The 23,592-nt window shown below is 61.9% G+C and carries 22 protein-coding genes; 7 read left to right on the forward strand and 15 right to left on the reverse strand.

Translation table 11 applies throughout. The features are described from left to right. Positions 1-71 precede the first annotated feature (71 nt). The gene (locus CXR29_RS13530) at positions 72-1,352 is read left to right on the forward strand and encodes a CDP-glycerol glycerophosphotransferase family protein (protein ID WP_241241459.1); all 1,281 of its coding nucleotides are present in this window, start codon (positions 72-74) and stop codon (positions 1,350-1,352) included. Positions 1,353-1,367: 15 nt separating this feature from the next. Here CXR29_RS13530 and CXR29_RS13535 read toward each other — a convergent pair whose 3' ends face one another. The 12 genes from CXR29_RS13535 to CXR29_RS13590 form a co-directional block, all read right to left on the reverse strand. Further along, a complete protein-coding gene (locus CXR29_RS13535) occupies positions 1,368-3,035 on the reverse strand; it encodes a glycosyltransferase (protein ID WP_164742828.1) in 1,668 nt (555 codons plus the stop codon). 259 nt (positions 3,036-3,294) lie between these two features. Beyond that, a complete protein-coding gene (locus tag CXR29_RS13540; RefSeq protein ID WP_127364798.1) occupies positions 3,295-5,898 on the reverse strand; it encodes a glycosyltransferase family protein in 2,604 nt (867 codons plus the stop codon). A 184-nt stretch (positions 5,899-6,082) separates the two neighbouring features. After that, positions 6,083-8,203, reverse strand: coding sequence for an acyltransferase family protein (locus CXR29_RS13545; RefSeq protein WP_127364799.1), 2,121 nt, complete (start codon positions 8,201-8,203; stop codon positions 6,083-6,085). 105 nt (positions 8,204-8,308) lie between these two features. After that, positions 8,309-9,232, reverse strand: a complete 924-nt coding sequence (locus CXR29_RS13550) for a glycosyltransferase family 2 protein (RefSeq protein WP_127364800.1) — start codon at positions 9,230-9,232, stop codon at positions 8,309-8,311. Next, positions 9,229-10,059 carry a CDP-alcohol phosphatidyltransferase family protein gene (locus tag CXR29_RS13555; RefSeq protein WP_241241460.1) on the reverse strand — a complete coding sequence of 277 codons (831 nt, stop codon included), beginning with the start codon at positions 10,057-10,059 and terminating at the stop codon, positions 9,229-9,231. The genes CXR29_RS13550 and CXR29_RS13555 overlap by 4 nt, the downstream gene beginning before the upstream one ends. 65 nt (positions 10,060-10,124) lie before the next feature. After that, entirely contained in the window at positions 10,125-10,514 is a 390-nt protein-coding gene (gene tagD, locus CXR29_RS13560) for a glycerol-3-phosphate cytidylyltransferase (RefSeq protein WP_127364802.1), read from the reverse strand. Positions 10,515-10,617: 103 nt separating this feature from the next. After that, a complete protein-coding gene (locus CXR29_RS13565; protein WP_127364803.1) occupies positions 10,618-11,886 on the reverse strand; it encodes a CDP-glycerol glycerophosphotransferase family protein in 1,269 nt (422 codons plus the stop codon). Positions 11,887-12,036: 150 nt separating this feature from the next. Continuing rightward, positions 12,037-12,240, reverse strand: coding sequence for a hypothetical protein (locus tag CXR29_RS13570; protein WP_127364804.1), 204 nt, complete (start codon positions 12,238-12,240; stop codon positions 12,037-12,039). Positions 12,241-12,389: 149 nt separating this feature from the next. Beyond that, on the reverse strand, positions 12,390-12,773 hold the full coding sequence (locus CXR29_RS13575; protein ID WP_127364805.1) for a DUF2267 domain-containing protein: 384 nt from the start codon (positions 12,771-12,773) through the stop codon (positions 12,390-12,392). A 60-nt stretch (positions 12,774-12,833) separates the two neighbouring features. After that, on the reverse strand, positions 12,834-13,058 hold the full coding sequence (locus tag CXR29_RS13580; RefSeq protein WP_127364806.1) for a DUF2795 domain-containing protein: 225 nt from the start codon (positions 13,056-13,058) through the stop codon (positions 12,834-12,836). Between the two features lie 13 nt (positions 13,059-13,071). Continuing rightward, the gene (locus CXR29_RS13585; RefSeq protein WP_241241461.1) at positions 13,072-13,230 is read right to left on the reverse strand and encodes an aldo/keto reductase; all 159 of its coding nucleotides are present in this window, start codon (positions 13,228-13,230) and stop codon (positions 13,072-13,074) included. Positions 13,231-13,304: 74 nt separating this feature from the next. Next, positions 13,305-14,558 (reverse strand): dicarboxylate/amino acid:cation symporter, encoded by a 1,254-nt coding sequence (locus CXR29_RS13590; protein ID WP_127364808.1) that lies wholly within the window; start codon positions 14,556-14,558, stop codon positions 13,305-13,307. Positions 14,559-14,786: 228 nt separating this feature from the next. Here CXR29_RS13590 and CXR29_RS13595 point away from each other — a divergent pair, with 228 nt between their 5' ends. Beyond that, positions 14,787-15,917 carry a magnesium and cobalt transport protein CorA gene (locus tag CXR29_RS13595; RefSeq protein WP_127364809.1) on the forward strand — a complete coding sequence of 377 codons (1,131 nt, stop codon included), beginning with the start codon at positions 14,787-14,789 and terminating at the stop codon, positions 15,915-15,917. Positions 15,918-16,023: 106 nt separating this feature from the next. Here CXR29_RS13595 and CXR29_RS13600 read toward each other — a convergent pair whose 3' ends face one another. Beyond that, positions 16,024-16,803 (reverse strand): glycosyltransferase, encoded by a 780-nt coding sequence (locus CXR29_RS13600; RefSeq protein WP_164742829.1) that lies wholly within the window; start codon positions 16,801-16,803, stop codon positions 16,024-16,026. A gap of 15 nt (positions 16,804-16,818) precedes the next feature. Between CXR29_RS13600 and CXR29_RS17350 the strand changes: the two genes are divergently transcribed. Further along, positions 16,819-17,244, forward strand: a complete 426-nt coding sequence (locus CXR29_RS17350; protein WP_164742830.1) for a hypothetical protein — start codon at positions 16,819-16,821, stop codon at positions 17,242-17,244. 48 nt (positions 17,245-17,292) lie between these two features. On the opposite strand, the gene CXR29_RS13610 is transcribed toward CXR29_RS17350, so the two are convergent. Then, complete coding sequence (locus CXR29_RS13610) at positions 17,293-17,595, reverse strand: hypothetical protein (RefSeq protein ID WP_127364812.1); 303 nt, start codon at positions 17,593-17,595, stop codon at positions 17,293-17,295. A gap of 153 nt (positions 17,596-17,748) precedes the next feature. Here CXR29_RS13610 and CXR29_RS13615 point away from each other — a divergent pair, with 153 nt between their 5' ends. The 4 genes from CXR29_RS13615 to CXR29_RS13630 all read left to right on the forward strand — a co-directional run bounded on the left by CXR29_RS13615 (position 17,749) and on the right by CXR29_RS13630 (position 20,754). Then, a complete protein-coding gene (locus tag CXR29_RS13615) occupies positions 17,749-18,357 on the forward strand; it encodes an HdeD family acid-resistance protein (RefSeq protein WP_127364813.1) in 609 nt (202 codons plus the stop codon). 162 nt (positions 18,358-18,519) lie between these two features. After that, entirely contained in the window at positions 18,520-19,395 is an 876-nt protein-coding gene (locus CXR29_RS13620) for a glycerophosphodiester phosphodiesterase (RefSeq protein WP_127364814.1), read from the forward strand. A gap of 91 nt (positions 19,396-19,486) precedes the next feature. After that, on the forward strand, positions 19,487-20,248 hold the full coding sequence (locus CXR29_RS13625; protein WP_127364815.1) for a pyrimidine reductase family protein: 762 nt from the start codon (positions 19,487-19,489) through the stop codon (positions 20,246-20,248). After that, complete coding sequence (locus CXR29_RS13630; protein WP_127364816.1) at positions 20,245-20,754, forward strand: flavin reductase family protein; 510 nt, start codon at positions 20,245-20,247, stop codon at positions 20,752-20,754. The genes CXR29_RS13625 and CXR29_RS13630 overlap by 4 nt, the downstream gene beginning before the upstream one ends. Positions 20,755-20,993: 239 nt before the next feature. On the opposite strand, the gene CXR29_RS13635 is transcribed toward CXR29_RS13630, so the two are convergent. Further along, positions 20,994-23,552, reverse strand: a complete 2,559-nt coding sequence (locus CXR29_RS13635) for an ATP-dependent DNA ligase (RefSeq protein WP_127364817.1) — start codon at positions 23,550-23,552, stop codon at positions 20,994-20,996. Between the last annotated feature and the right edge of the window lie 40 nt (positions 23,553-23,592).

Here is a 23,592-nt window from a genome sequence, read left to right on the forward strand (position 1 = left end):
TCCGTAGCATTGATGAAGGCGCTACATCTGGGTGTGACATGACCACATCGATAACCGGCGAAAGGCTCACTGTGAAACATCTGATCCGCAAGACCGCTCAGTGGGCGGTACGATCGGCTGCTTGGAAAACGACGAGCAAGTGGATCAGAGGCACCGAACGCTGGAACCGGCTCGAAGACGAATACGATGGCAGCTACGCCAAGGGTGAAGTGGTCGTCTACTTCGGAGATCGCAGTTCCAAGTTCTATCAACTCGAACAGTGGCTTCCCGTCCTCGAAGAACTCCACAAAAAGCACCGGGTCGTTCTTGTCCTGCGCAAGGGATCGGCACTGCTCCAAGCCCTCGAGTCCACCCACCTACCTGTCGTGTTCAAACGGCGCTTCGACCCTCTCCACACCTTCTACCATGCCAACGATTTCAAGCTGGCGCTCTACGTCAATAACGGTGTGACGAACTTCCAGTCCCTGGCCTTCGCCCCGATGGTTCACGTTCATGTCAATCACGGTGAGTCTGACAAGCTGAGTATGGTGTCCAATCAGGCGAAATCCTACGACAAGGTGTTCGTCGCCGGCGATGCTGCGATCGAACGACATCGCAGAGCGCTCATCGATTTCGACGAATCGGCGCTGGTCAAAGTCGGTCGCCCGCAGCTGGACATCGACAGGCCGCCGGAGCTCGAGCCGTCGTCAGCACGGACGATCATGTACGCGCCGACGTGGGAAGGTGAGAACGAGTCGAACAATTACACCTCGGTCGACCTCTACGGCCCCCAGATCGTCGAGGCCGCGTTGAGGGTCCCGAACGCCCGACTCATCTATAAGCCTCATCCCCGGGTCGAAGCTTCCAACGACCCCGCTATGACGGAGGCGAACACGCGTATCCTCGCACTCATCGACCACGCGAACGAAGCCATCGACGACCCGACGCAACAGCACCAGGTGCTCATGCAGGGCGACATCCTCGCCATGTTCTACACGGTTGACCTGCTTGTCACCGACATCTCCAGTGTCGGACTCGACTACCTCTACCTCGAACCGCACAAGCCCTTGGCGCTGACTGACCGCCGCACCGACACGAACAAGCTCAATGCCGAAGCCCCCATCAGCCGAGCAACCCCGATCATCGACGAGACGACGGTCGACAGAGTGGAATCGATGTTGCTGGAGATGTTCTCCGATGACACGGCCGCCGCTGCCAGGCAGGAACTCAGGCGACACTACTTCGGAGAAGGTGAGAAAGGGACGTCGACCGCCCTGTTCACCGCTGCCGTCTCCGATCTCATCGCCGATCGCACCGTCGAACTGAGAAAGTTCCACTCAGAGAGCACCAACGCGGAGTCCAGCGACGACTGAGGTCCCAATCTCAGCTCACGAGTGTGGACGGACCGACAGGTTCCCATGCTTCGTCGAATACCATTCTCTGTCCCCTGCTTGCACAGCACGGAACCGCCTCGGTGCCTTGATTCTCCGCTTGGCTGTCCACATGTCGTGGGCTCTGCGCAGGAACACGTCGAAAGTCTCGTCGGGAGACTCCGAGAAGCCCGCGTAGTCGACGTCGAAGGTAAGAACGACTTTGTTGCCGAATCTGCGGGTTGAGATCTGCGTACTGCTGCTGACGAAGAAGGTGCTGAGCTTCCGGCCCGCAACGACCAGCTCCAGGCTCTCAGCAATCGCCGGATGGATCCGGTCGAGTTCGATCTCGATGCGGCAACCCTGAGTTGTCGCCTCGCAAGTGAGCTTCCTGGCGGCGATCGACGGTGCCGATTTCTCGTCACGGTCATCGGGCAGGTTCACCACCGCCACTTCTTCCAGCGCGTCCTGCCAACGCTGGTAACCCGCTTCAGGAAGGTAGCGTTCGACGGTCTTCCGTGCCTCCCGACGCATGCCCTCAACGCGGTCCTCGTCCAATGTGAGGAAGGCGTCGATCTGGTCGGCCAGTGCGTCAATATCGCTCCACGGAGTGATGAAGCCGTTAACACCCTGGTCGATGAGGTCTCGCGGACCGTAGGTGATGTCGTAGACGATGGGGACACACCCGGCGCCCATCGCTTCCAGCAGGGACAGAGGCAGCCCCTCGCTTGTGCTGGTGAGCGTGGAGAACGACGCCGACGTCAATCGTTCATGCACATCATTGACGTACCCCGGAAGTTTGACGCGGTCGCTGAGGTCGAGCTCATCGACGAGAGCTTCCAGTTTTGGTCTCGCGGGTCCCTCCCCAAGCACGGTCAGAGAGACTGCGACGCCACGGTCACGCAGCTTCGCGATTGCGCGGATCGGATGTTCGATGCGTTTGAGGTCGATGAGGTTCGCGACCATTACGGCATTCCCCATGTCTCTCTCCATCGGCGGATCAGAGACGACTGATCCTTGCGGGAGTTCCCCTGTCAGCAGTCTGATGTTCTCGCCAGAGAAGCCCATGGCGCGAATAGCTTCGGCCTGCTGCTGTGTCTGCACTCCGACGATGTCGAATCGGTCGAAGTTGCGCATCGTATCTGTACGGGCCCTCAGGGGCTGCCCGTGATTACCGTTCCATGGGTGGCTGAGATGGCTTCCGTGGAGGAAGAGGATGAGTGCGAAGTCGCGGTCCGAGATTTCGTGGATGAATTCGCTGACCTTCTTGTCATCGACGATGACGACTGCCGGCGACTTCGTCACGGTCGCTGTGATCCACGCATTGTAGAAATCGCGCGGCCGGCGCCACTCGACCATCGGCTCCCCCGACGGAGAATGCAGGATGAACCGTCGGCCCAGTTTCGGAACCTCGATGTCAGCGAGCAGCAGACTTCCGTCGCCTCGCAAATAGTTGCGCCGGATGACTCGACCGGTACGCGAGTTGCGGAACACGTCGTAGAAGGGGGTGATGTTCTCGAGCTCGCCGTCCTCGTCGGGGATCGGCATCCTCGGGGGTTCTCCCTCAAGGCGGGCCAGCCCGGCTTCGCTTCGTCCGCGAAGATCCTGCCAGATGTTGACGAGCTCGACATCGTCTCGCATCTTCCCCTGTGCGATCAGCCGGTCCCTGATCTCATCGGTGTCCATGCGCGGACTGAACGCGAGAATGGTCTGCGATAACGGGCTTCCATATTTCTGGAAGCTCCGAATCCGACGCAGCGCAGCCGTCGTCATGCCGCCCATGGATTCCGGGATGCCCCACAGTACGTTGTATACGTGGACTGCGTCGGTCCCGAATGCGGGACCGACTGGTTCAACGTCTCTGCCACTGCCGTCTGGGGTCGATTGGGCTCGCAACCTCATAAGTGGTACCTTTCCTCAATGCTCATCGACGACGGTCGGACAGTCAGCGCGTCAGCGCCATATGGCCGAAGTGGCGAGCCTGGCGGCGCCAATTGACGATCTTGGGAGCGTCCGCTGCTTCCCACTGGGCATGGATGTTCCAGTCGTCGCCAAGGTCGGCATACCGGCCTTTCACGATCATCTGCATCGCGTCGATATAGCTGAGACCGTTATGCTGCACGAGACCGAGGACTCGTTCGACGACTCCTTCGCTGCGCAGCTCGGTCAGATTGAGCACGGCAATCTGCGGGTCGAACGGCACGAAATCTTCGCTCATCCCCGCGTGGCTGGCGAAGACGAAGTCGAGGGCACCCTTGTGATCGTCACCGAATGTGGTCGCGATCCGTCGCATCAGTGTGAGACCGCTGGATCGGCTCTTTCTGACATCATGTTTCGCAGCCAGCAGCGTGTCCTTGAAGTCGACGGTCGAGAGCTCGGTGATGTCCGCGGACACCTCGGCGGCTGCGGGGACGACGATGAGTCGCTCGTGGTCTGCGAACAGCGCAGGCAGAACTGCCGCCAGCACATCAGGCGTGTTCTTCTCCTCGCCCAATGCCACAGACGGGAGGATGTCGATGCTTCCCTGGCTGAGCTCGCTGCGGATCTCGTCGACTTCGGCTGAGGTCAACGCACCGTTCGGCAGCCACACGCGGTAGGCGGCTCCCGCGTGGGTCTCGATAGTGCGGAGAGCCTGTCCGACCAAGGGCGCCTCGCCCTTCTCAACGGTCATGACGATGTCGGTGACCTGTGCGTCGGGAGCGGGTCGTTCGATCCCGCTCAGTGCCGAGGCAACGGTCTCGCTGTCCGCGACGGGCAGTTGGGCCGATGCCAGATATTCGTCAGCGAATGCCATCTCGTCTGCTGTGATCTCGACCCACTTTGCGTAGATCTCGTCTTCGGATGCGCCCGTCGCGATAAGGGGCAGCAACACAGCGAGTTTGTCGAGGATTCCATTGCGGATGGCATCGAACTCGGCCGCATCGATGCCGATGAGTCCGCCGAACCGGGAATCGGACTTGTTCTTGGGTTCGAAGTCGACGTCGGCCCCGACCGATCGTGCCGGCAGATTCGCGTGCAGGCGGGATGTGAGGACGTGCTTGTACTTGTAGGCGTAGTCAGCGACCCAGTTGCGTGCGAGTTCGAGGTTCTCCGGGAACGACTTGTCGCGGATCGCGGTAACCGTCTGCTTCTTCTTCGGACCTTTGTTGTCCTTCGTCCAGTCGACGCGCAGCGTTCCCGAGCGACGGTCAGGTGAGGCTGCGGGGAAGAGAGTGTCGACGGTCGTCGTCAGGCAGCCGGAGAAGAATGCGGGCACACCGACTGCGCGCAGCACGGCGACGGACTGCCAGTCACGGCAACCGACCGGTCCGTACTTCTTGAGATAGGCGATGGCTTCTGATGTGAGCATCTCGGGGTAGCGCACGAACACGGACAATAGGATCGGGCGCAGATTCGGGTGGAACGGAATATTGAACGACTTACCGAAGATGTCGTGCATGTACCAACCGAAGGCGATGTACCAGGTGTCCTCCGGGATGTCCTGGTAGACGTTACCGTCGCGATAGACCTCGACCAGATTGAGTTCGCCATCCGGCCCCGCGTACTTTCGTTCCTCTTTGACTGACTTGCGGAACTTCTTGAAGAGTGCTGTCAGTCCTTCGTCGCCGGAGAACGTGAGGTTCTCATACCGGAGGAGGTGACCAATCGAGGCAATCGTCTGGATGTAGTCGCCGATGTTGCGTGACCGGATCCCCGGCTGATCGTAACTGAGGACACCGAAGTTGCGCTTTCCGGCTGTCGTCGGCAGAGCCTCGAGGTGCTTTCCTCCCGGGAGCCAGTCGCGCATGCGATTGAGCTCGTAACGCACCGCCGAATCAGTCTCGTCTTCCATCTGGTTCAGACGTGATTCGACGAGCGAACGGACGTGGTCAAAGGCTCCGATGCAGAAGGCCGATTCAGCGGTGCGCAGCACGGCTTTCGCACTCCAGCGGTCGGTTTCGCCTATCTCGTTCGCCCGGTCCAGGAGCGGCAGACCGTCGTCACCCAGCGTGTCGATCGCAGTCGGGTAGTACTCCTCGGCGGCAGAGACGATGATGTCCCGGTCGTCGATTTTCTCAAACTGCGCCCAGGCAACCTCGGAGTCCGATGACCGCTGGTAGGCCATGCCTAGGAGAACCCTACCGGCTTCCTCGGTGGAGGGATTGCTGCGGAGGTTGAGCCCGATCGAGACGGTGTCAGCCAGATGCCCGGCAGCGACAAGTGACCGGCCGACCTGCACGGCTGCGGGGCCGAACGACGATCCCTGAGTCAGTGCTTCCGACAATGCCGCGTGCGCCTTGAGGCGTGCCAGCTGCCGTGCTTTGGTGTCGACCTCTCGGGTCGACGGCGCAACGGTCCATCCGTCGATGCCCTCTGCTGTCGCTCCGCGCAATCCTGTTGCCAGTTTCCGGTAGGCCCGGGCGGTCGCGGTCGCGATCTTCTTGGGCTTCCCGGACGACTTTCCGGTTCCTGTTTCGCCTTCCGCACGTTCTCGCACGTATCTCGTCCCGGAAGCCCGTTCGACCACCGGCAGAGCACGACGGGCGATCCCGTGGACAACTGGTTTCACCAGTTCTCTTCCCTTGCTGAGGTACCGGTCCGCGGCATTTCGTCCAGTTGTCACTCGTTTCGTCCTTTGCAGAGATTTCGGTGAACGGTCGTGGGCTTAAGTAAGTTTTTCGGGATCAATCAGGCTCACGATATCGGACTTGACTGTCAGTTCGATGAACCGGTCGGCGGGCTCCCCTCGGCGCTCAATCAAAGGTGTCCAAGCCGGACCTGCGCAGGCTCGCGTCGAATTGCGGGGCAAGTGTCTGCGCATAGGTCGCGGTGATATGGGCGGTATCGAAATAAGTGATGACTCCGCCGATGACCGGCTCGCAGCGCCCCTCAGGGCAGAACCAGTCCTGCGGGTAGATGATCGACAGCCGCTTCGAGTCCATACTCCTCGCCGAGGCGGCCAGCGGGTCCATCCAATGCCACGACTCCGGGGTTCCGGAGCACTGCTCGAGGTCGTCTTCGTGCTTGGCGACGCAATCCGGCACGGTGATATCGGCTCCACCGGGGTATGGGGTGTCCCGAATGACCACAACGTCCAAATCAGCATCGACCCAGCGCTGCAGGATCTCATGGTGCCCTGCGGGTGCCTTCTTCTCGGTTTCTTCCCAGTCCATGCCTTCCAGCGGAGTGGATTGCCGTTCCGAGGTGATCACTGCGTCGAAGCCGCCTTCGGTCGTTCTCTTCGAGACCCAATCGGCGTAATCCTGACATCCCTTTGTTTCCTCGGGCGTCGACAGGTCCTGAGGCAGGGTCGAAATGCTGCAGTTCGAGGCGAGGAACGTGGTGATCGTCAGATCACGCTCGTCGGCCAATCTCTCGAGCGTCGGCAGCCAATGTCCGGCATGCGAGTTTCCGACGAGTGCGACATGCTTCGACCCGTCTCCGTAGGTGCATTCCGGTTTGCTCGCATATGGTGCGCTGGCCCAACAGCCATCGGCATAGGCTTTGGACTTGTCCTTCTTCGCCGCAGCGGGTTCCATCTGCAGCGAATCCTTGTCTTCGCAGTTGGGGTTGTCCTCTGCACTGGGAAGGAGAATGCCTGCGCCGAGGCAGGAATCGGGGTCATCCAGCTGGGCCTGCAGCTTGTCCTCGTTCTGCTCGACGATGGTGTTGGCGACGACCATCTGGCTGAGCCCCAGAGCCGCGACGAGAGCCATGGCAAGTGCTGCAAACGCAAAGGTCTTCTTCGAACTGCTGAAGAACGACGACTTGCGGAACCGGTTCTCGACCCACGTCGTCGACGCCCACGCGGCAATGATCGAGACCAGAATGATCGCGATATTGTCCAGTACGCCGAGGCTCTCCGAGCGTCCCAGTTTGGCCGAAAGATAGGGCACGAGAACGATGAGCGGCCAATGCCAGAGATAGACGGAGTACGAGATATCGCCGAGGAAACGAACGGGCCGCAATGACAGCAGCGGAAGCACGGAGGTCCGGCCCCGCGAGTCAGCGAGGATGACGAGTGCCGTCGAGAGCACCGGGACCAGCGCAATGTAGCCGGGGAACGGCATGTCTGCGCGGATGAGGAAGGTGGCGGCAACAATTCCGGCGAGTCCGACCCACCCGAGCAGAGAGCTGAACGGGAGGCGCTCAGGTCGAACGTAGATGACGAAGACGGCAACCAGCCCGCCCATGGCCAGCTCCCACATCCTGGTCGGGGTGATGAAGTAGGCCATCGCCGGTTCGTCGGCCGTGTAGACGATGGAGAAGATGAGTGAGGCGAGGAAGATTCCGAGAACGGTGAAACCGACGATCTTCTTGGATCGGCCGAGCTTCGCCCCGACGAGGAACGCCAGACCGATGATCATCGGCCAGACGAAGTAGAACTGTTCCTCGACGGACAGTGACCAGAAATGCTGCACCGGGGAGGGAGCATCGTCCGCAGCCAGGTAGTCGACGCTGGATACGGCGAAGTCCCAGTTGACGACGTAGAGCCCTGCGGAGAGGATCTGGCGTCCGGTATCGGCCCAGACAGATTGTGGAGCAACGAGGAAGGTTGCGATTCCGACGAGGAAGAGGACGAGCAGTGACGCCGGCAGCAGCCGCCGGACTCGTCGCGCCCAGAACTTTGCCACATCGCCCCAGCTGCGCGGAGGGGACTTGATGAGGTGGCTGGTGATGAGGAAGCCGGAGATGACGAAGAAGATGTCGACTCCGACGAATCCGCCGTCGAATGTGGTCGGCCACAGGTGGTACAGCAGCACGATCCCTACGGCCAGTGCACGCAGCCCCTGGATATCGGAGCGGAAGCCGGAGGGCTGAGGTGCGCTGTTCGCGTGGGGAGAGCTTTCAGCAACGGACGCTGATGACGACATGAAGCGGCTCCACTCGGTTTCTCAGTCGGTGAGGTCGGACCCGACCGCGGTCCCCTCTTTGTTGTCGGTGTGATCTCTCGCGCGCCGGGCAGATAATCCTGGCGTTCACACGATCGGGGGGCGTCCGTGCCGGGACATTCGAAGTACACCTCTTCTTGACAGCTTCTGCCGGTCTTCGTCTTGGCCCCAGGGGTCGAGACGCCAGCCGGCCCGCCATCCTTCCATCCACGCTTTGAGTTGGTGAGGCTTATTGGCCCACTTGATGAACTGCATCAATGTCCATGAACCGACGTACGCCCAGCTGAAAGGCCAGGGCAGGTTCCGTCGGGCCAACCAGACGCGGTTTCTGGCGTTCATGTAGAAGTATTCGTCGTGGCGTCTCGGGTCGATCACCGGGTGGGCGACGGCGAGATCGCCCATGTACCAGACGATGTAGCCGGCGTCCCAGACCCTCCACGCGAGCTCAATTCCCTCATGCGCGTACCAGAATGGTGCCGGCCATCCGCCGCACTCGTCGAACGCTCGGCGTTGCATGCAGACTGCGCCTTCCCACACCGAGAACACGTTCGATGAGTGGTCGGCGCTCCCCTTCTTGAGTCTGGGAATCCACCGTTTCGGCGCATCGGGCCCACCGGGTTCCTCGACCCTTGGCTGGATTAGTCCGATCTGCGGCTTCGTACGCATCAGTTGCGCCATGCGCATCAGCGACGTGTCGTCCGGCAGCCATGCGTCATCGTCAAGGAAGAACAGGAACTCACCGTCGACGTGAGGGACTCCGGCGTTGCGCCCGGCAGGGATGCCCAGGTTCTCCGGCAGCCCCAACTTCTTGACTTGGTCCGGTATGCCTTCTGGCTCCCATCCATTTCCAACACAGACGATGTCGAGATCGACGCCTTTCTGCGCCAGCAGTGATTCGAAACCGCGGTTGAGGTCGTCGAGTCGTTTTCCCTGGCTGAGCACGACGACGCCGAACGTGTAGCGACGATTGTCTTCGAACCGCTGGGAGAGGATCTTCGAGTTATCGCTCATGACAGCCTCCTTGATGCCATGATCGACAGGAAGTGTCCGATGACCGACAGCAGGCACAGCGGCACCATGATGAGAACGAGCAACCGTTCCCCTAATAGCGGTTCGGCCCCACCTGCCACAGCAATCGCAGTCACAATGCTCGAGAGCAGAGCCATCAGAGACATCTCCACCGAGTGGAAGATGCGGTGGAAGGGCACGAAGCGGGCGATACGCTTGAGAGTGGCGACGAGGCCCGGGTTGACGGCGGTGGCTTCCTTCGAATCCGCGAGTTTGTCGAGTCCGTTGAACGCGCGGGAGACATGGACCATGTCGTTGAGTGCCTTGTTCAACAGGACCAAAGCTGCTAAGACGGTCCCGGCGAGGAGAAGCGGGTACGAACCGGCCGGGTCGTCTATGAGGTTGCTCCACTCCCCCACCGCTCGTATTCCGAGGGCAACCGCGACAAGACCTTCGGTCGTATAGTGGCCGACCTTGTCGAGAAAGACGCCTTTGGCACCGCTCGTTCCGCGCCAGCGGGCGACCTCACCGTCACAGCAGTCGATGTACATCTGCAATTGGGCGAAGAACACGGCAAGGACTGCACCCCAGATGCCGGGGATCAGCAGGCTTACGGCGATGCACCAACCTGACAGGATCATCAGCCCGGTGACGCCGTTGGCGCTGATCCGGGTCCGAACGAGCAACATGGTGAAGTAGATCGAGATGTGCCGGAGATAGAGCTGCGCGGTCCAGTGCTCCGCGTTTTTGCGGCTGCGGACTTCTATCGGCTGGGCCTTGGCCCGAAGCTCCGCCAGCGACGGATGTTTCGCCGGAGACTTTTCGGGCACGTCCGTTCCTCTCTGGTCCATGGTTGGTCTCCAGCCACGATAGCGCGAAGTCCGCGCCCCTTCGGTCAGGACTTACCCAGCTCGCTTTTGATTCGAGTGGTCGAGATCTCCGGCGTGCGGGGAAGGTAGACGACCTCGCACTTGTCTTTGAGGAAGTCGAACTCGCCTTCCCAGTCGTCGCCCATGACGAACGTGTCGATGTGGTACTTGTCGACGTCGGTCGACTTCTGTTCCCAGTTGTCTTCAGGAATGACGAGGTCGACGTAGCGAATCGCTTCAAGCATGTGCTTGCGCTCTTCGTAGCTGAAGTACGACTTCTTGCCCTTGCCAGCATTGAATTCGTCACTCGACAGGGCCACCACCAAATAATCGCCCTGTTCCTTGCACCGCTGGAGCAGGCGAATATGCCCGTAGTGGAGCAGGTCGAAGGTTCCGTACGTAATGACTCGTCGCATTGCTGTTTCCGTCCAGTGATCGGAGCCCAGGTGGTGGGCCGCGGAATTGGTCCGGCGTTATTTTACCATTCTGTAACTTTAAGTTAAGAAATTATCAAATGCTTCACACGAGGTGCTTTAACCGATGCTCCTCGACCCGCTGGGCGATCACCTGCTCGCTTGACCGGATGAAACGGGCGATCTGCGCCCCTGGGCTCGTGTCACCGAGATAGAGCTGGGCGATCGCCTCAACAGACCCGGCTTGCGCGACTGCCTCGTCGATGACGTCGACGACATCGGCTTCACCGGTGGATCCGACTGTCGGACACAGATCCATCAGGCCGCCTTCGAGCACCTCTGCCTCGGGTTCGTGAGGCTGGACCATCACGAGGGGTTTCCCGGAGGAGAGCCAGTCGAAAGCGACGGAGGTCATCTCGACCACTGCGAGATCGGCCTCGTCCAACTGCCAAGACACGTCTGGACTCTCGTCGAGGAACCCACGCGGATCGGACTCGACGATCTCCGCCACGTCTTCGACAGCCTTCTCAAATTCGTGGCACATCACCCCGGTGCGCGGGTGCGGGCGGAAGATCACTCGGTATCCGGCTTCCAGCAGCGAAGTGACGAGCTGCGTTCCGTTGTAGGCGATGGTGCCGTACGCCATCGACGGAGAGTCACCCTCCCACGTGGGCGCATAGAATACGGCTTGCCCATCCGGGGACGCCTCTTTGAATCTCTTCCACTCGTGCGGAACCGAACGGGGGCGGTCGAGCTGCGGTCGTCCGACGTCGAACATGCGATCGTCGCTCATTCCGTAAAGAGCCTGCTGGACGCGTTCCCTTGCAGCCCGGCCGGCTGTGAAGACATAGTCGTACCCCTTGAGCTGGTTGGAAATCATCGAAATCTTCTCGCTCTCGCCGTGGCTGAGGTGCACGTGAGCGGGCTCGGGGTAGCGCAGCGCTTGGAAATTGCTGGTTCCCTGGTTGACATAGAAGACGGCACGGAGACTCGGCGACTGCATGAACTTGTCGAGGCCGCTGGTCAGGCGTGAGAACCGCACCGGGAACGAGGTGATGCTCTTAAGGTACTCAGCAACCGGGGCATTGCGGACAATGATCCCGAAAGGCTGATCCCCATGACCGGCTTCCTTGAGCCGCGCTTCGAGCTGCTTGAAGGGCCAGAGCCACTGCTCGAGCTGGTAAACCGAGGTGAGGTCACCAGCGAAGTAGCCGGCTGCAACGAAAACGTCATCGTCCTGCGGAGAGAATTCGTCTGGCAGTCGCGATTCACGGAAGCGTTCCCGCAGTCTCTGAGCCACGAGTTTGGCGACCGACTGCGCGAAATTGGCACCGCGAACAGCGGTGTGCGGCAGATCTGCCGGTAGGAAGGTCATGGAGACTATTGTGCATGCCCATCTGTGTCCGACCTGAACTCGACCTCCGTTCCTGCTTGATCGTGGTCAGCTCTCACGCGGTGTGGTCGGCTTCGCCAAGAGCATCCTCACAGCACGCACCACGCACCTCGCGCTCTTCTCGCTTGGGGGCTACGCCCCGAAGTCGTCGCCCGGAGCGAGGGGCTCAACCTCGTCGAGGTCGGGTTCGCTGCTGAAGGATGCCCGAGGCGGATCCGGCAGCATGTCGATGAGTTCATTGACGACCTGCGCAATGATGTCGTGCTGGTGGCCGGAGAGTCCGAAGACTGTCCATACTCGCGTATTCGCAGCCCTCGAAAGTCGGATGGGGTTCACGCACTGTGCGCTGCCAGTGGGCCCAGGGATTCATTCATCTCGACGGTGTTCGCGCCGCCGGCTCCAGGGGCGGCCATGACGCCGGAGACAGATCGCCCCTCACTCCGGCGAAGACCGTGCCTTCACCAGGGTGAGGGGCGAAGCACAGATCAGCCTTCGAACAGCGGTGCGAAGCCTGCGGGCAGCTGTGAGCGGAGATCATCGACCTCGCCCTCTGAGACCGCGGCGTCAAGCGTCGAGATCACGGCACGTGCGTAGGCACGGGCGGTATCAGGATCGATCCCCTCGCCCAGCTGGTCAGCCAGACGACGGAGGAACTCATCGACGTCGTCGGTCAGCGGCGCCTCCGAGCCGTGCCGTTGGAGCGGCTCCTGCAGTTCGGCAGGAAGCTGGGCGGCCAGATCCGCCGCCTCTCCGCCTTTGAGCCGTTTCCCCAGGTTATCCAATACCGTCCGGGTCACGACGGCAGCGCTTTCAGGATCGCCGGGCCCGCCGGTTTCGGTGACGTTTTTGAGGAACTCATCACTGCGCATGTTCGAACACCTTCTTCCGATTCGCTGTCTTCTGTCACGTCGTCAGTGCACCGGCCGATCTCATCGGTGCACCCCTCCGGGAGCGTCGCCTTCGGGCTCCTGCGGCACTGCCTCGACGACATCGTCCTTGTTCTCGAACTGCCGATCCGGCAGAGCTTGCAAGGCCTGAAGTGTCTTCGCCGTGGCCGAGCGTTCGGTTGCATAGTCGATGAGCTCGGTCTTCGAAGCGGGGAATTCCATCCCCTGCAGGGCCTTCTCTGCACGGAGTTCGTCACGTGTGGTCATCGGTGTTTCTCCTTCATCTGTGATTCGTATCTGAGGTGAGGATGACTTCATCGCGTTTGTCGCCCATGATCTCGCCGAGGACTCTTTCCGCGTCCCCGGCCGAGCAGAGGTTGGCTGTATCGATGCAGTTCACTCCACGGTCCAGGGCCTCGCCGTATCGTCGGGTGAGCACGTGTGCGGACCGTGCCCTCAGGCTTTCAGAGTGACGAAGCCTTCGCCACCCCTCCCGTGATTCGAGTGAAAGGGCTACAATTCTCGGCTGCCCTCGCTGATCCGCTTCTCACTCTTGTCGATGAGGTGGACTCCGACGAGGTCGCCGGTGATATTGAGCATCGTCGCCCCCATTCCGAGCAGAACGTCGGCACCGGCGACCAGAGCGACGGTCTCAAGCGGGAGACCGGCTTGCTGCAGCAGGATCGTCAAGCCGATGAGTCCGGCGCCGGGGACTCCTGCGGTGCCGATCGAGACGAACGTGGCCGTGAGGACGATCGCGCCGAGTTCGAGCACGGACATGTCATGGCCGACGATATTGGCAGCCAGCACCACGGACGCCCCCAGACGGATGACCGCTCCGTCCATGTTGATGGTCGCACCCAATGGGATGACGAAGCCAGCGACCTCTTGGCGGATGTTTGCTTTCCTCGTCGCCTCCAGCGACACAGGGATCGTCCCTGAGCTGCTCTGAGTCGTGAACGCCGTGGCCATCGGCGCACCGGCGACGCGGAAGAATCCGCCGACCGGAATCCGGTTGAGCAGCAGCAGCGGAATATAGACGAGGAGGATCTGCGCTGCCAGACCGGCATAGACGACGCCGGTCAGTTTGCCCAGTGCCGCCAGGGCATCGATTCCTTGGCTGCCGATATCGCTCGCCACCAGGGCTGCGATACCGAACGGTGCAAATTGGAGTATCCCTCCAAGGATGCGGAACGTCATCTCCTTGGCCGCGAGTACGAGGTCGTACACGAGCTTCCCGAAGCCGGAGATCGTCGAATCGGACGAGCGGCGCATACCTGCCATCGTGAGGCCGACGATCAAGGCCACGAAGATCAGAGCGAGGATGTTGCCGTCGACCAGAGCCTTGAAGACGTTCTCGGGGAATATGCCGACGAGCTGGTCGACGAATGAGGGGGCCTCGGGTGTCTCTGCGCCCTTCTCAGGGCGCTGGAGACCGGTCCCCGGTTTGACCAGAAGGGCCAGGGACAGACTGATGACGACGGCGGCGATCGTCGTGAGGATGTAGAAGGCGAAGGTCTTGAAGGCGACCCTGACGAGGTTTCCGGGGCGCGTGCTGTTGACCGCGTCGATCAGCGTCACCATGATGATCGGGATGACGATCAGCTGGAGGAGGTTGAGCAGGATGTCACCGATCGGTGACAGCACCTGCGCCTCCTCTCCGAAGACGAAGGCAACGATGAGTCCGAGGACGAACCCGGCCGTCATCTTCAGGAAGAGTGCTGTATCCCGGTAGCGGCGCCAAAGGCGGAGGAATATGCGTGGCATGGTCTACGGCTCCGTCCTCTCATGCTCCTCGTGGTGGGCAACCGGTCCGCGACGAACCGGTTGCCACTCTAACCCCATCTGCGCACGGGCGCAGTCAGAGATTTGGCGCAGGCACCGCACCCGGTCTGAGGATTCGACGATAAAGTATTTCGCCTCCCACTTGCTGCGTCCTGAGGCCGACCTATATGTGCAGTACCGTTGAAGAGCTGTCAGAGGAAAGGGAGCACAATGTCAAGAGTCCGCAGAGACAAGCCCGAACGACCGTCACTGCGCAAGCGACCGGCGGTGGGGTCAGAAGCGAAGTCCACCGAGGCACCGACGCTGTTCAGCCGCCGCATCATCGACAGCGAACCGCAGGAGATGAACGTCGTCCGGTCCTTTGCCGACGCGCTGTCTGCACATGACCCGGACGGCTCCGGCTCGTCGGTTCCCGGCTCGATCACGCAGATCGTCATCCCCAGGCCCGCTCCCGGGCTGTTCGCGGAGGTCGCCTCGACGTGGGACCTGCATCCGGTTCTCGTCGATGACATCTTCCATGCGAACCAGCGGGCCAAGGTCGAACGTTACGGTGATGTGCTCTTCGTCGTCCTCAAATCAGCGGTCTACATCGACGCGAAAGAGGAAGTCGAGTTCAACGAGTTCCACTTGCTGATGAAAGATGATGTGCTCGTCATCATCTGTCAGGGAGACCGATTCATCGACGGCACACCGATTCCGGCGGACACCAGCGGAGTCCAGGAGTACTTCACGAACGAGAGGCGCAGCTGGGCGAAAGACCGCGAACTTCTCGCACTCGGACCAAAGGCGCTCATGTTCCGCCTGCTCGACACCGTGGTCGATGGATACTTCCCCGTCCTCGACGGACTGCAGGATGACAAGGACGGGATCGAGCGGCAGGTCTTCAGCGGGGACACTGCCGCTGCCGAGCGCATCTATCTCCTCAGCCAGGAAGTGATCGATGTCCTCCACAACTCCACCCACCTCAACCGACTGACGCAGGCGCTCGGGAACGGGGAAGCCAAGTACGCGATTCCCGACGACCTTCGCGCCTACCTCGATGATGTCACCGACCACCTCACGCGAGTCCTCGCCGAGGCGGGCGAGCTGCGAGAAGCCCTGTCGCAGATCCTCAACGTCAATTCCACCCTCGTCGCGCAGCGGCAGAACGAGGACATGAAGAAGATCTCCGGCTGGGCAGCGATCCTCTTCGCCCCCACCGTCGTCGGAGCGATCTACGGCATGAACTTCGACGATATGCCCGAACTCCACTGGACTTTCGGCTATCCGATGGCGTTGGGGCTCATGCTTGGGTTGGGAGTCGTTCTCTACGTCGTCTTCCGAGTCAAGAAGTGGATGTGAGATCCGTTCGGACAAGGCGGCCACTGAAGTTCCCGTGCTTGGTCGAATAGAGATGCACCTGGTCTGAAGTTCTGATAACGGAGTCTTCGCCACAGGCGATCCGCACTCATTCAAACCCTCTGTCAAAGACGAGGTCAAGGGAGAAGTCAACGTATTCTCCCGTCATATGCTCGATCCGAGAATACGGAATCTCGGCCGTGATCAGCTGTCCACTCCGGCGAGCTTCGACTCGCCCATAGAAGGTGCCAGCCCGCGACTTCCAGGAGACGAACGTCTGGGTGAGGGTGCTCTCCCTCAGGTCAGAGACTCTCAGAGTGATGGCAATTCCGTTTGCAGTCACTTCGGCAGATTGGGCCTCGGCGCGCGCGTCCTCGGCGCGGAAGATCGGAGCAAACGACTGTGAGGCCAGTGCCTCTCCCCACCGTCGGATAATGCGACGTTCGAAGAAGTCTGCTGCCCGGGATACGGCATTTCGGCGCATCGCCGAAACCTCGTCTTCAGACAGAGAAAGGAATGTCGAGATCGCGTCAGCCAGTCCGTCGACGTCGCCCGGGTCGACGAGAAAGCCATTGACACCGTTCTCGATGATGTCTGCCGGGCCAAAGTCCACCTCGTAACAGATAGGAATGCAGCCTGCCGACATACTCTCCAGCACCACCAGCCCTTGCCCCTCGTATCGACTGGTCAAGAGGCTGAACGAGCTGGCGAGAAAGTTTGATTTCGCACCTTCAAGACGAGCGATCATGGAGCCCTTGTGGCGGGCCCGCGGTCGGTACGGGTCTCCATGCAGGTCATCGGTCAGGTTCGACACCGTTGTGAGTTTTCCCGCCGACAGGTTCAGCCTCTCCATTGCGACTCGCTGCGAATCGGTGAGTGTGGTCGCCAAGTCGAAATTGTCCAGATGAAGGAGGTAGCCGAATTTGTCTTCAGCCAGTACTCCAGTGGGCTCATCATCCGCATCAGCAAGAAAATGATTGTGGTTGACCATACAAAGAATCACATTGTCGCGCCGAAATTCGTGGATGAAAGTGCCGACGAAGGCCGAGTCGCAGATGAGGTACGAAGGCTTGTCCCCGATGACGACATAGAGTCAGGCCTGGTAGAACTCACGAGCAGAGCCCCATTGGGCAATCACCTTCTGGTCATGGTCAAACAGGGTGATCCGGCGTCCGCCTCGGCGGCCTCGCTCCTTCATGTCCTGGCGATCGATGACAAGCAGATGCCCACGATCGTGATACCTGTCGGCCTGGAGCAGGTGGCCCTCGGAATCTTCCCTCAGCTCAGTCCAATCCCGTCCGCTCCGATTCAAGACGTCATCGACTGCTGACGGATCGGGGTCGATCGTGCCGACCATTCGTCGAAGGTTTCGGTCGGACTACGAGGTGAGGTCCTGCCACAGATTGCGGATCTTCACCTTGCGATCGAGGGTTCCCGCCTCGTGGAGTTCGCGCTCACGGTCCCGACCCTTCATTTCCGGACTCAGCGTCAGAATCTCAACCCGGCGGTTGTCGAGCCGGGCGAAGGCCGAGCTGCGTTCCAGGGCGACTGTGGTCATCCCGCCGTAGTCATAGCCGATCGCCCACGTCAGAGTGAAGTATCTGCCTTCAGGCAGGACTCCGCGGTGGGGAAACCTGTGGGGAGGGGACCGCGCCGGGGATTTTTCAGGAATGCTGCTCACAGCAGAAACACTAACGATTGGTCGCCTGATTACCAGCGCACACTCGATTGTAATTCAGTGATCTTCACGGACATGCCACCCACCGCACCCTTCTCCCACCGCAGCACAGGACTATACTGAAAATAACCCGAAGACATCTCAGAAGGAGGAGACATGGCTACACCACAGAATCCCACGAATCCCACAGGCGCGGTCCGTTCGCTGATGACCGAGCTCGGCAAAGGCGCCTTTTGGGCGGTGCTGATCCGCGGCATCCTCGCCGTCCTCTTCGGCATCCTCCTCCTCGTCGCACCCGCCGCAATGGCAGTAGCACTCGGAATCTGGGTCGGCGCCTGGCTCATCGTCGACGGCGTCTTCGAGATCACCCACGCCCTGCAGGCCCGCAAACAGAACCTGTCATGGGGTTGGGAGCTGGCCGCAGGCATCGCCTACGTCATCGGCGGCGTCATCATCATGATCGTACCGCTGACCTTCGCCGTCATGGGCGGCACCGTCATCCTGCTGATGATGGCGTCGGGAATGCTCATCCGCGGCATCCTCAGCGTCGCGTCCAAATCATTCAAAGGATGGTCGAAGGCCCTCGGAGTCCTCGACATCATCTTCGGCGTCATCATGTTCATCGTCGTCTTCTCCAACCCGGGAGCCGCATTGCTCGCGCTGGTGTGGATCATCGCGATCTACACGATCGTCTTCGGCATCTTCCTCATCGTCATGGCCTTCGTCGGCCGCTCGCACACGAAGCAGGCCTTCGGAAACGACTAACCCACGGTTCGTGCGTGCCGGCCGTTCAGTGAACGGCCGGACGTACGGGCCCGGTCGGCCGCCTCGGCGAGGGTTGTGATTTCCCCGCCGTTTGCCAACTCTGCGAAGAACGTTCACGGCCGCTTCGCCACAAGCTCACCTGCCCTCCATAGCGTCGGGGAGGTGAATACACAGAGAGCAGCATCCAAGCGCACCCGCCCGTTCACCATCCTTACCACCGCGGTCCTCGCGGCCTCGGCGACCTTCGGCGCCGGCCTCGCTCCCGCGGCGGCCGCCGGGCTCGGCTCCGCCGGCGACGCACCAGGGCTCGGCTCCCCCAGCGATTTCACCGCCCCGGACAGGGTCGCTGACATCGAATTCCCGACCACGATCTCCCACCGAGGCGGCGCCGACGTCTATCCGGAAGAATCCATGGAAGGATTCACCGCCTCGGCGAAGGACGGATTCCTCCCCGAAATGGACATCCAGTTCCTCGAAGACGGCACCCCCGTCCTTATCCACGACGACACCGCCGACCGCACCCTCAACGGCGCGACCGGACCCATCCGGGACCTCAGCCGGGAGGAATGGGACGCAGCCACGATCAAGCACCCGACCGGCGGAGAAGAAGCCGCCACCGTCACCCTCGACGAACTCCTCGACGAAATGGGCGGCGAGGTCGTCCTCGTGCCCGAGATCAAGCCCGGGGCCACCACCGAGGAGGTCGACCGCGTCCTCGACGAATTCGACGAACGCGGGCTCAAACACTCCCTCGTCGTTCAGTCCTTCGACTTCGAAGCGGCGAAGACGATCGCCGATCGCGGCTACACCTCGCTCTATCTCATGGGGTCGACCATGCCGAAGGAATCACCGGCAGAGATCAAGGACGCCGGCATCGAATGGGTGGGACCGAGCAAGAAGCTGCCGACGAACAAGATGCGCGAACTCGACAAGGCCGGCTTCCACGTCGCCCCGTACACACTGGCGACCGCGAAGGACGGTCACCGCCTGCCAGGATTCCTCGACGGCTACTTCACCGACGACGCTTGGACGGACTGACTTTCTCGCGTCAGTGAACAGTCAGCGGGGTCCGGGTGATGGTCGGAAAGTCGTCGCCGCGAGTGCCGGCGAGGTTCAGTAGACTGCACAGATGGAGCCACTCGAACGCGGTGCCCCGATCCCGGACCCGCTGACACCCTATCTCGAGGTCGACCGCACCCAGCCGCGGCACGAATGCTGGGTGACCGGTCATATGGTCGCCGGTCTCGACGGAACCGCTGCCATTCACGGACGCGTCGGTGCTCTGTCGACAGAACCCGATCAGGACCTGTTCCGACGGATGCGACAGATCGCCGATGTCGTCATGGTCGGCGCGCAGACAGTGCGCAGCGAAGGCTACGCGCCGATGCGGCTGAGCGAGTCCGCCCGAGCGCAGCGTCAAACACGGGGACAGTCCGAGATGCCACCCGTGGCGGTCGTCAGTCGCAGCCTCGACCTCGACTGGTCCTCACAGGTCTTCGCCGCAGCACCGGAGCACGCGCGCACCATCGTCATCACGTGCGCAAAGGCCCATCCGGAGCGGCTGGCGGCCGCCGAACAGGCGGCCACGGTCATCATCGCCGGCGAGGAGCGGGTCGAACCAGCCGCCGCTCTGCAGGCCCTTGCCGGTCTCGGCTACCAAGTCGTCCTGTGCGAAGGCGGACCCAGGTGGCTCGGGGAGCTCGTCGCCGCAGACCGCCTCGACGAGCTGTGCCTGTCGATCTCACCGATGATGGGCGGCGATGCGCTGCCCGTCAGCGTCGCGCCGCCGGGAGCCGGCATCGCACAGTTCTCGCTGAAGTCGACGATGGTCGCCGATGACACTCTCTTCCTCCGATACGAAGCGAAGCCGGCGGCGGAGGGGCGATCATGAGCACCTCCGGGCTCGACGACCTCATGAGTTCGGTCGATTCCCCGCTCATCGTCGTCACCACCTCGGCGGACCGTGAACGGGCCGGCTGTCTGGTCGGCTTCCATTCCCAGGCGAGCATCGATCCGGAGCACTACTGCTTCTGGCTGTCGAAGGCCAACCACACCTACCGGGTGGCGCTGCGTTCCGAGCGCTTCGCGGTGCACTTCCTCACCGACGTCGACCGCGAGTCGGCACGGCACTTCGGATCACTTTCCGGAATGGAGACGGACAAATTCGCCGGTTTTGACTTCACCGTCACCGAGGACGGGGTGCCGCTGCTCGAGGACCTGCCCAACCGTCTCATCGTCGAACGCATCGCGATGCTCGACGACGGGAGCGATCACGTCTGCCTCACTGCACGTGTGATCGCGACCGAGACGACGGGCGGCTTCGCATCGCTGCGCCCTTCGCAACTGGGAGACCTCACCCCCGGACACAGCGCCGAGGAACGGGCAATCCGCCCTTGAGCCAGCCGCGTGCCGATCTGCTGTCAGCGATGACGGAGCAGATGGTCAGACACACCTCTACTGTTGAGCATAGGACGACAACGGCAGAGCTCATTCGGAGTCAATGGCATGCCCGAAGTGCGTAACCCGCATCGAAATGCCATCGACCGGGTGGTCGTGGCCTTCCTCGTGGCTCTGCTCCTCGGCACGTGCGTGACGAAAGGTCCATGAGGATCGGAGCAGAATCAGCGTCGACTGGTTCAGACTCGGACGTCCTCTGCGTCGATGTCGGAGCGCAGGCCGCGCCAGACCGGGTGCCGCAGGCGTCCGGCCTCGGTCAGGCCAGAGAACCGGACCTCCCCGACGAGGTCGGGTCGCACCCAGTGGGCATCTCGCGACTCGTCGGCCGGCACGGTGAGCGCCGGCGTCTTCCGCGACCGGCGATCGAGGCTGGAGCGCAGACTCCGCAGGGCCGCCTCGTCGAACCCGGTGCCCACGCGACCGAGGTAGTGGAGCCCTTCGTCGTCATGGGCGGCGACCAATAGCGAGGCGAAGCTGGATGAGCGTTCTCCTTCTCCGGTCCGCCAGCCGACGATGATGACATCGCGGGTCCAGGCGTGCTTGAGCTTGGCCCAGGTGCGGGTGCGCTTTCCGGGCAGATAGACGCTGTCGGTCCGCTTCGCCAGCACTCCTTCGAGTCGAAGCTTGCGGCTGGACTCGAAGGCGGCGTCGACGCTTCCCTCGAAGGCCTCGGGCACATGGATGTGCTCGCTCTCGGTCACGAGTTCGAACAGACGTGCGCGCCGTTCCGTATAGGGGGTGCGCAGCAGCGAGGTCCCGTCCGCGTGAAGGACGTCGAAGAGCATGAGGTAGACAGGGGTGCGTCGCTGTTCCCGTTCGATATCGCTGTCCCGGCTCAGCCCCATTCTGCGCTGGAGGCGTCCGAAGTCCGGTCTGCTGCCCTGCCCGAGGGCGACGATCTCACCGTCGAGGATGCAGTCGACATCGATGCACTCGACCAGTTCGTGAAGCTCGGGGTACGTGTTCGTCATGTCATGACCGTTGCGACTGGTCAGCTCGATGCTGCCGGTGCGCTCCCCGTCACCGGGCGCCACCTTCGCCAGGGCACGGATGCCGTCCCATTTCATCTCGAAGGCCCAGTCCTCGGCCTCCCGCCGGAGGGAGCCGATGTCGCCGATGCTCGCGAGCATCGGAGCCAGATCCGCCGGCAGAGCCTCCTTCTTCGCGGCTCGCTTCTTGGAGGTACGCCCGGTCGGCGTACCCTTCTTCGATGAGTCGTCCGCTGCCGCCGACTGCTTCTTCGGCTCGTCCTCCATGAGGTGGATCATCCAGTTCTTCTCGGGCTCCTTGTTCGGTCCGTGGTCCCCGGTGTTGAACAGGGCGAACCGCCGCACTCCCCCGAGACCGCCGTCCTCGCGCCCGTGGAGGACCGCGATGATCTCCTTGCCTTCGTGCCACTTCTCGATCTCGATGGTGCCTGCGTCCCAGATCTCGACGTCGCCGGCCCCGTACTCCCCTTTCGGGATCGCGCCTTCGAAACTGCCGTATTCGAGGGGGTGATCCTCGGTCTGGACCGCCAGGTGGTTCTTCCCGGGGTCGGTCGGCGGTCCCTTCGGCAGCGCCCAGGACACCAATACCCCCTCGTGTTCGAGTCGGAAGTCCCAGTGGAGGCTCCTCGCATGGTGTTCCTGGATGACGAAGGTCAGCTCGTCCCCGCTCGTTCCCTGTTTCGCTGGCACGGGTTCGCTCGTGCGCTTCGGATCCCGTTTGGACCGGTAGGCCTCCAGTCGGTCGCGCCCGGCTTTCGGGGCATCGTCCGACTTCGGGTCGGCTTGGGACTCCGCTTCGGCCCCGGACTCCGGGGCCGAAGCGGTTCCTCCGGCCGCCTCGGCGAGGGGCTCGAGGAGGTCCCCGACCTCATCGACCCGGTCGAGAACCTCCTCGAAGCGCACCTGCTCGACTGCGGCCGGGTCGTCGAATTCGTCCCACGCGCGCGGTGCGGCGACCAAAGGGGTGAAGCGTCCGCGCAGAGAATACGGAGCCACCGTGGTCTTCGACGCCGAGTTCTGCGACCAGTCGATGAGGACCTTGTTCTCCCGCAGCGTCTTCTTCATCGCAGAGACGATGAGCTTCGTGTGGTCGGCCTCCAGGCTGCGGGCGAGCTCATGGGCGACATCGGAGACCTGCTGCGAGCTCACCGACCCGTCCAGCGGTGCATACAGGTGGACGCCTTTCGATCCGCTGGTCACCGGGTAGACCTCCAGGTCCATGCCCTCGAGCAGTTCGCGCACGAGCTGGGCCACCTCGATGCAGTCGGCGAGGCCGCGCCCGGGGCCCGGGTCCAGGTCGAAGACCATGCGGTCGGGGTAGCGGGTCTCCGCGTCGATTGTGCCGGGGTCCTTCGCTCCGGCGCTCACCGTCCACTGCGGCACATGGATCTCGAGCGCGGCCATCTGCGTGAGATAGGTCAGGGTCGCGAGATCGTTGACCAGGGGATAGCGTTTGGTGCCGGTGGAGTGCCGGATCGCCCGTGTTCGGATCCACGACGGTGCGGAGTCCGGGAGGTTCTTCTCGAAGAACACATCCCCGGGGTCATCGGGAGTGCCGACGCCGTCGACCCAACGTTTGCGCGTGGCGATCCGGTCCCGGGCATGGCGGATGAGGTGCGGGGCGATCCTGGCGCAGTAGTCGAGGATCTCACCCTTCGTCGTGCCGGTCTCCGGGTAGAGGACTTTGTCCAGATTGCTCAATGTCAGTCGATGGCCCTCGACCGTGACCTTCTGCTCGTGACCTGCCACTGAGCGCCTCCTCATGTGCACCGTTCGTGCTGGATAGTCC

Source organism: Brevibacterium linens, assembly GCF_003999335.1.
GTDB lineage: Bacteria > Actinomycetota > Actinomycetes > Actinomycetales > Brevibacteriaceae > Brevibacterium > Brevibacterium linens.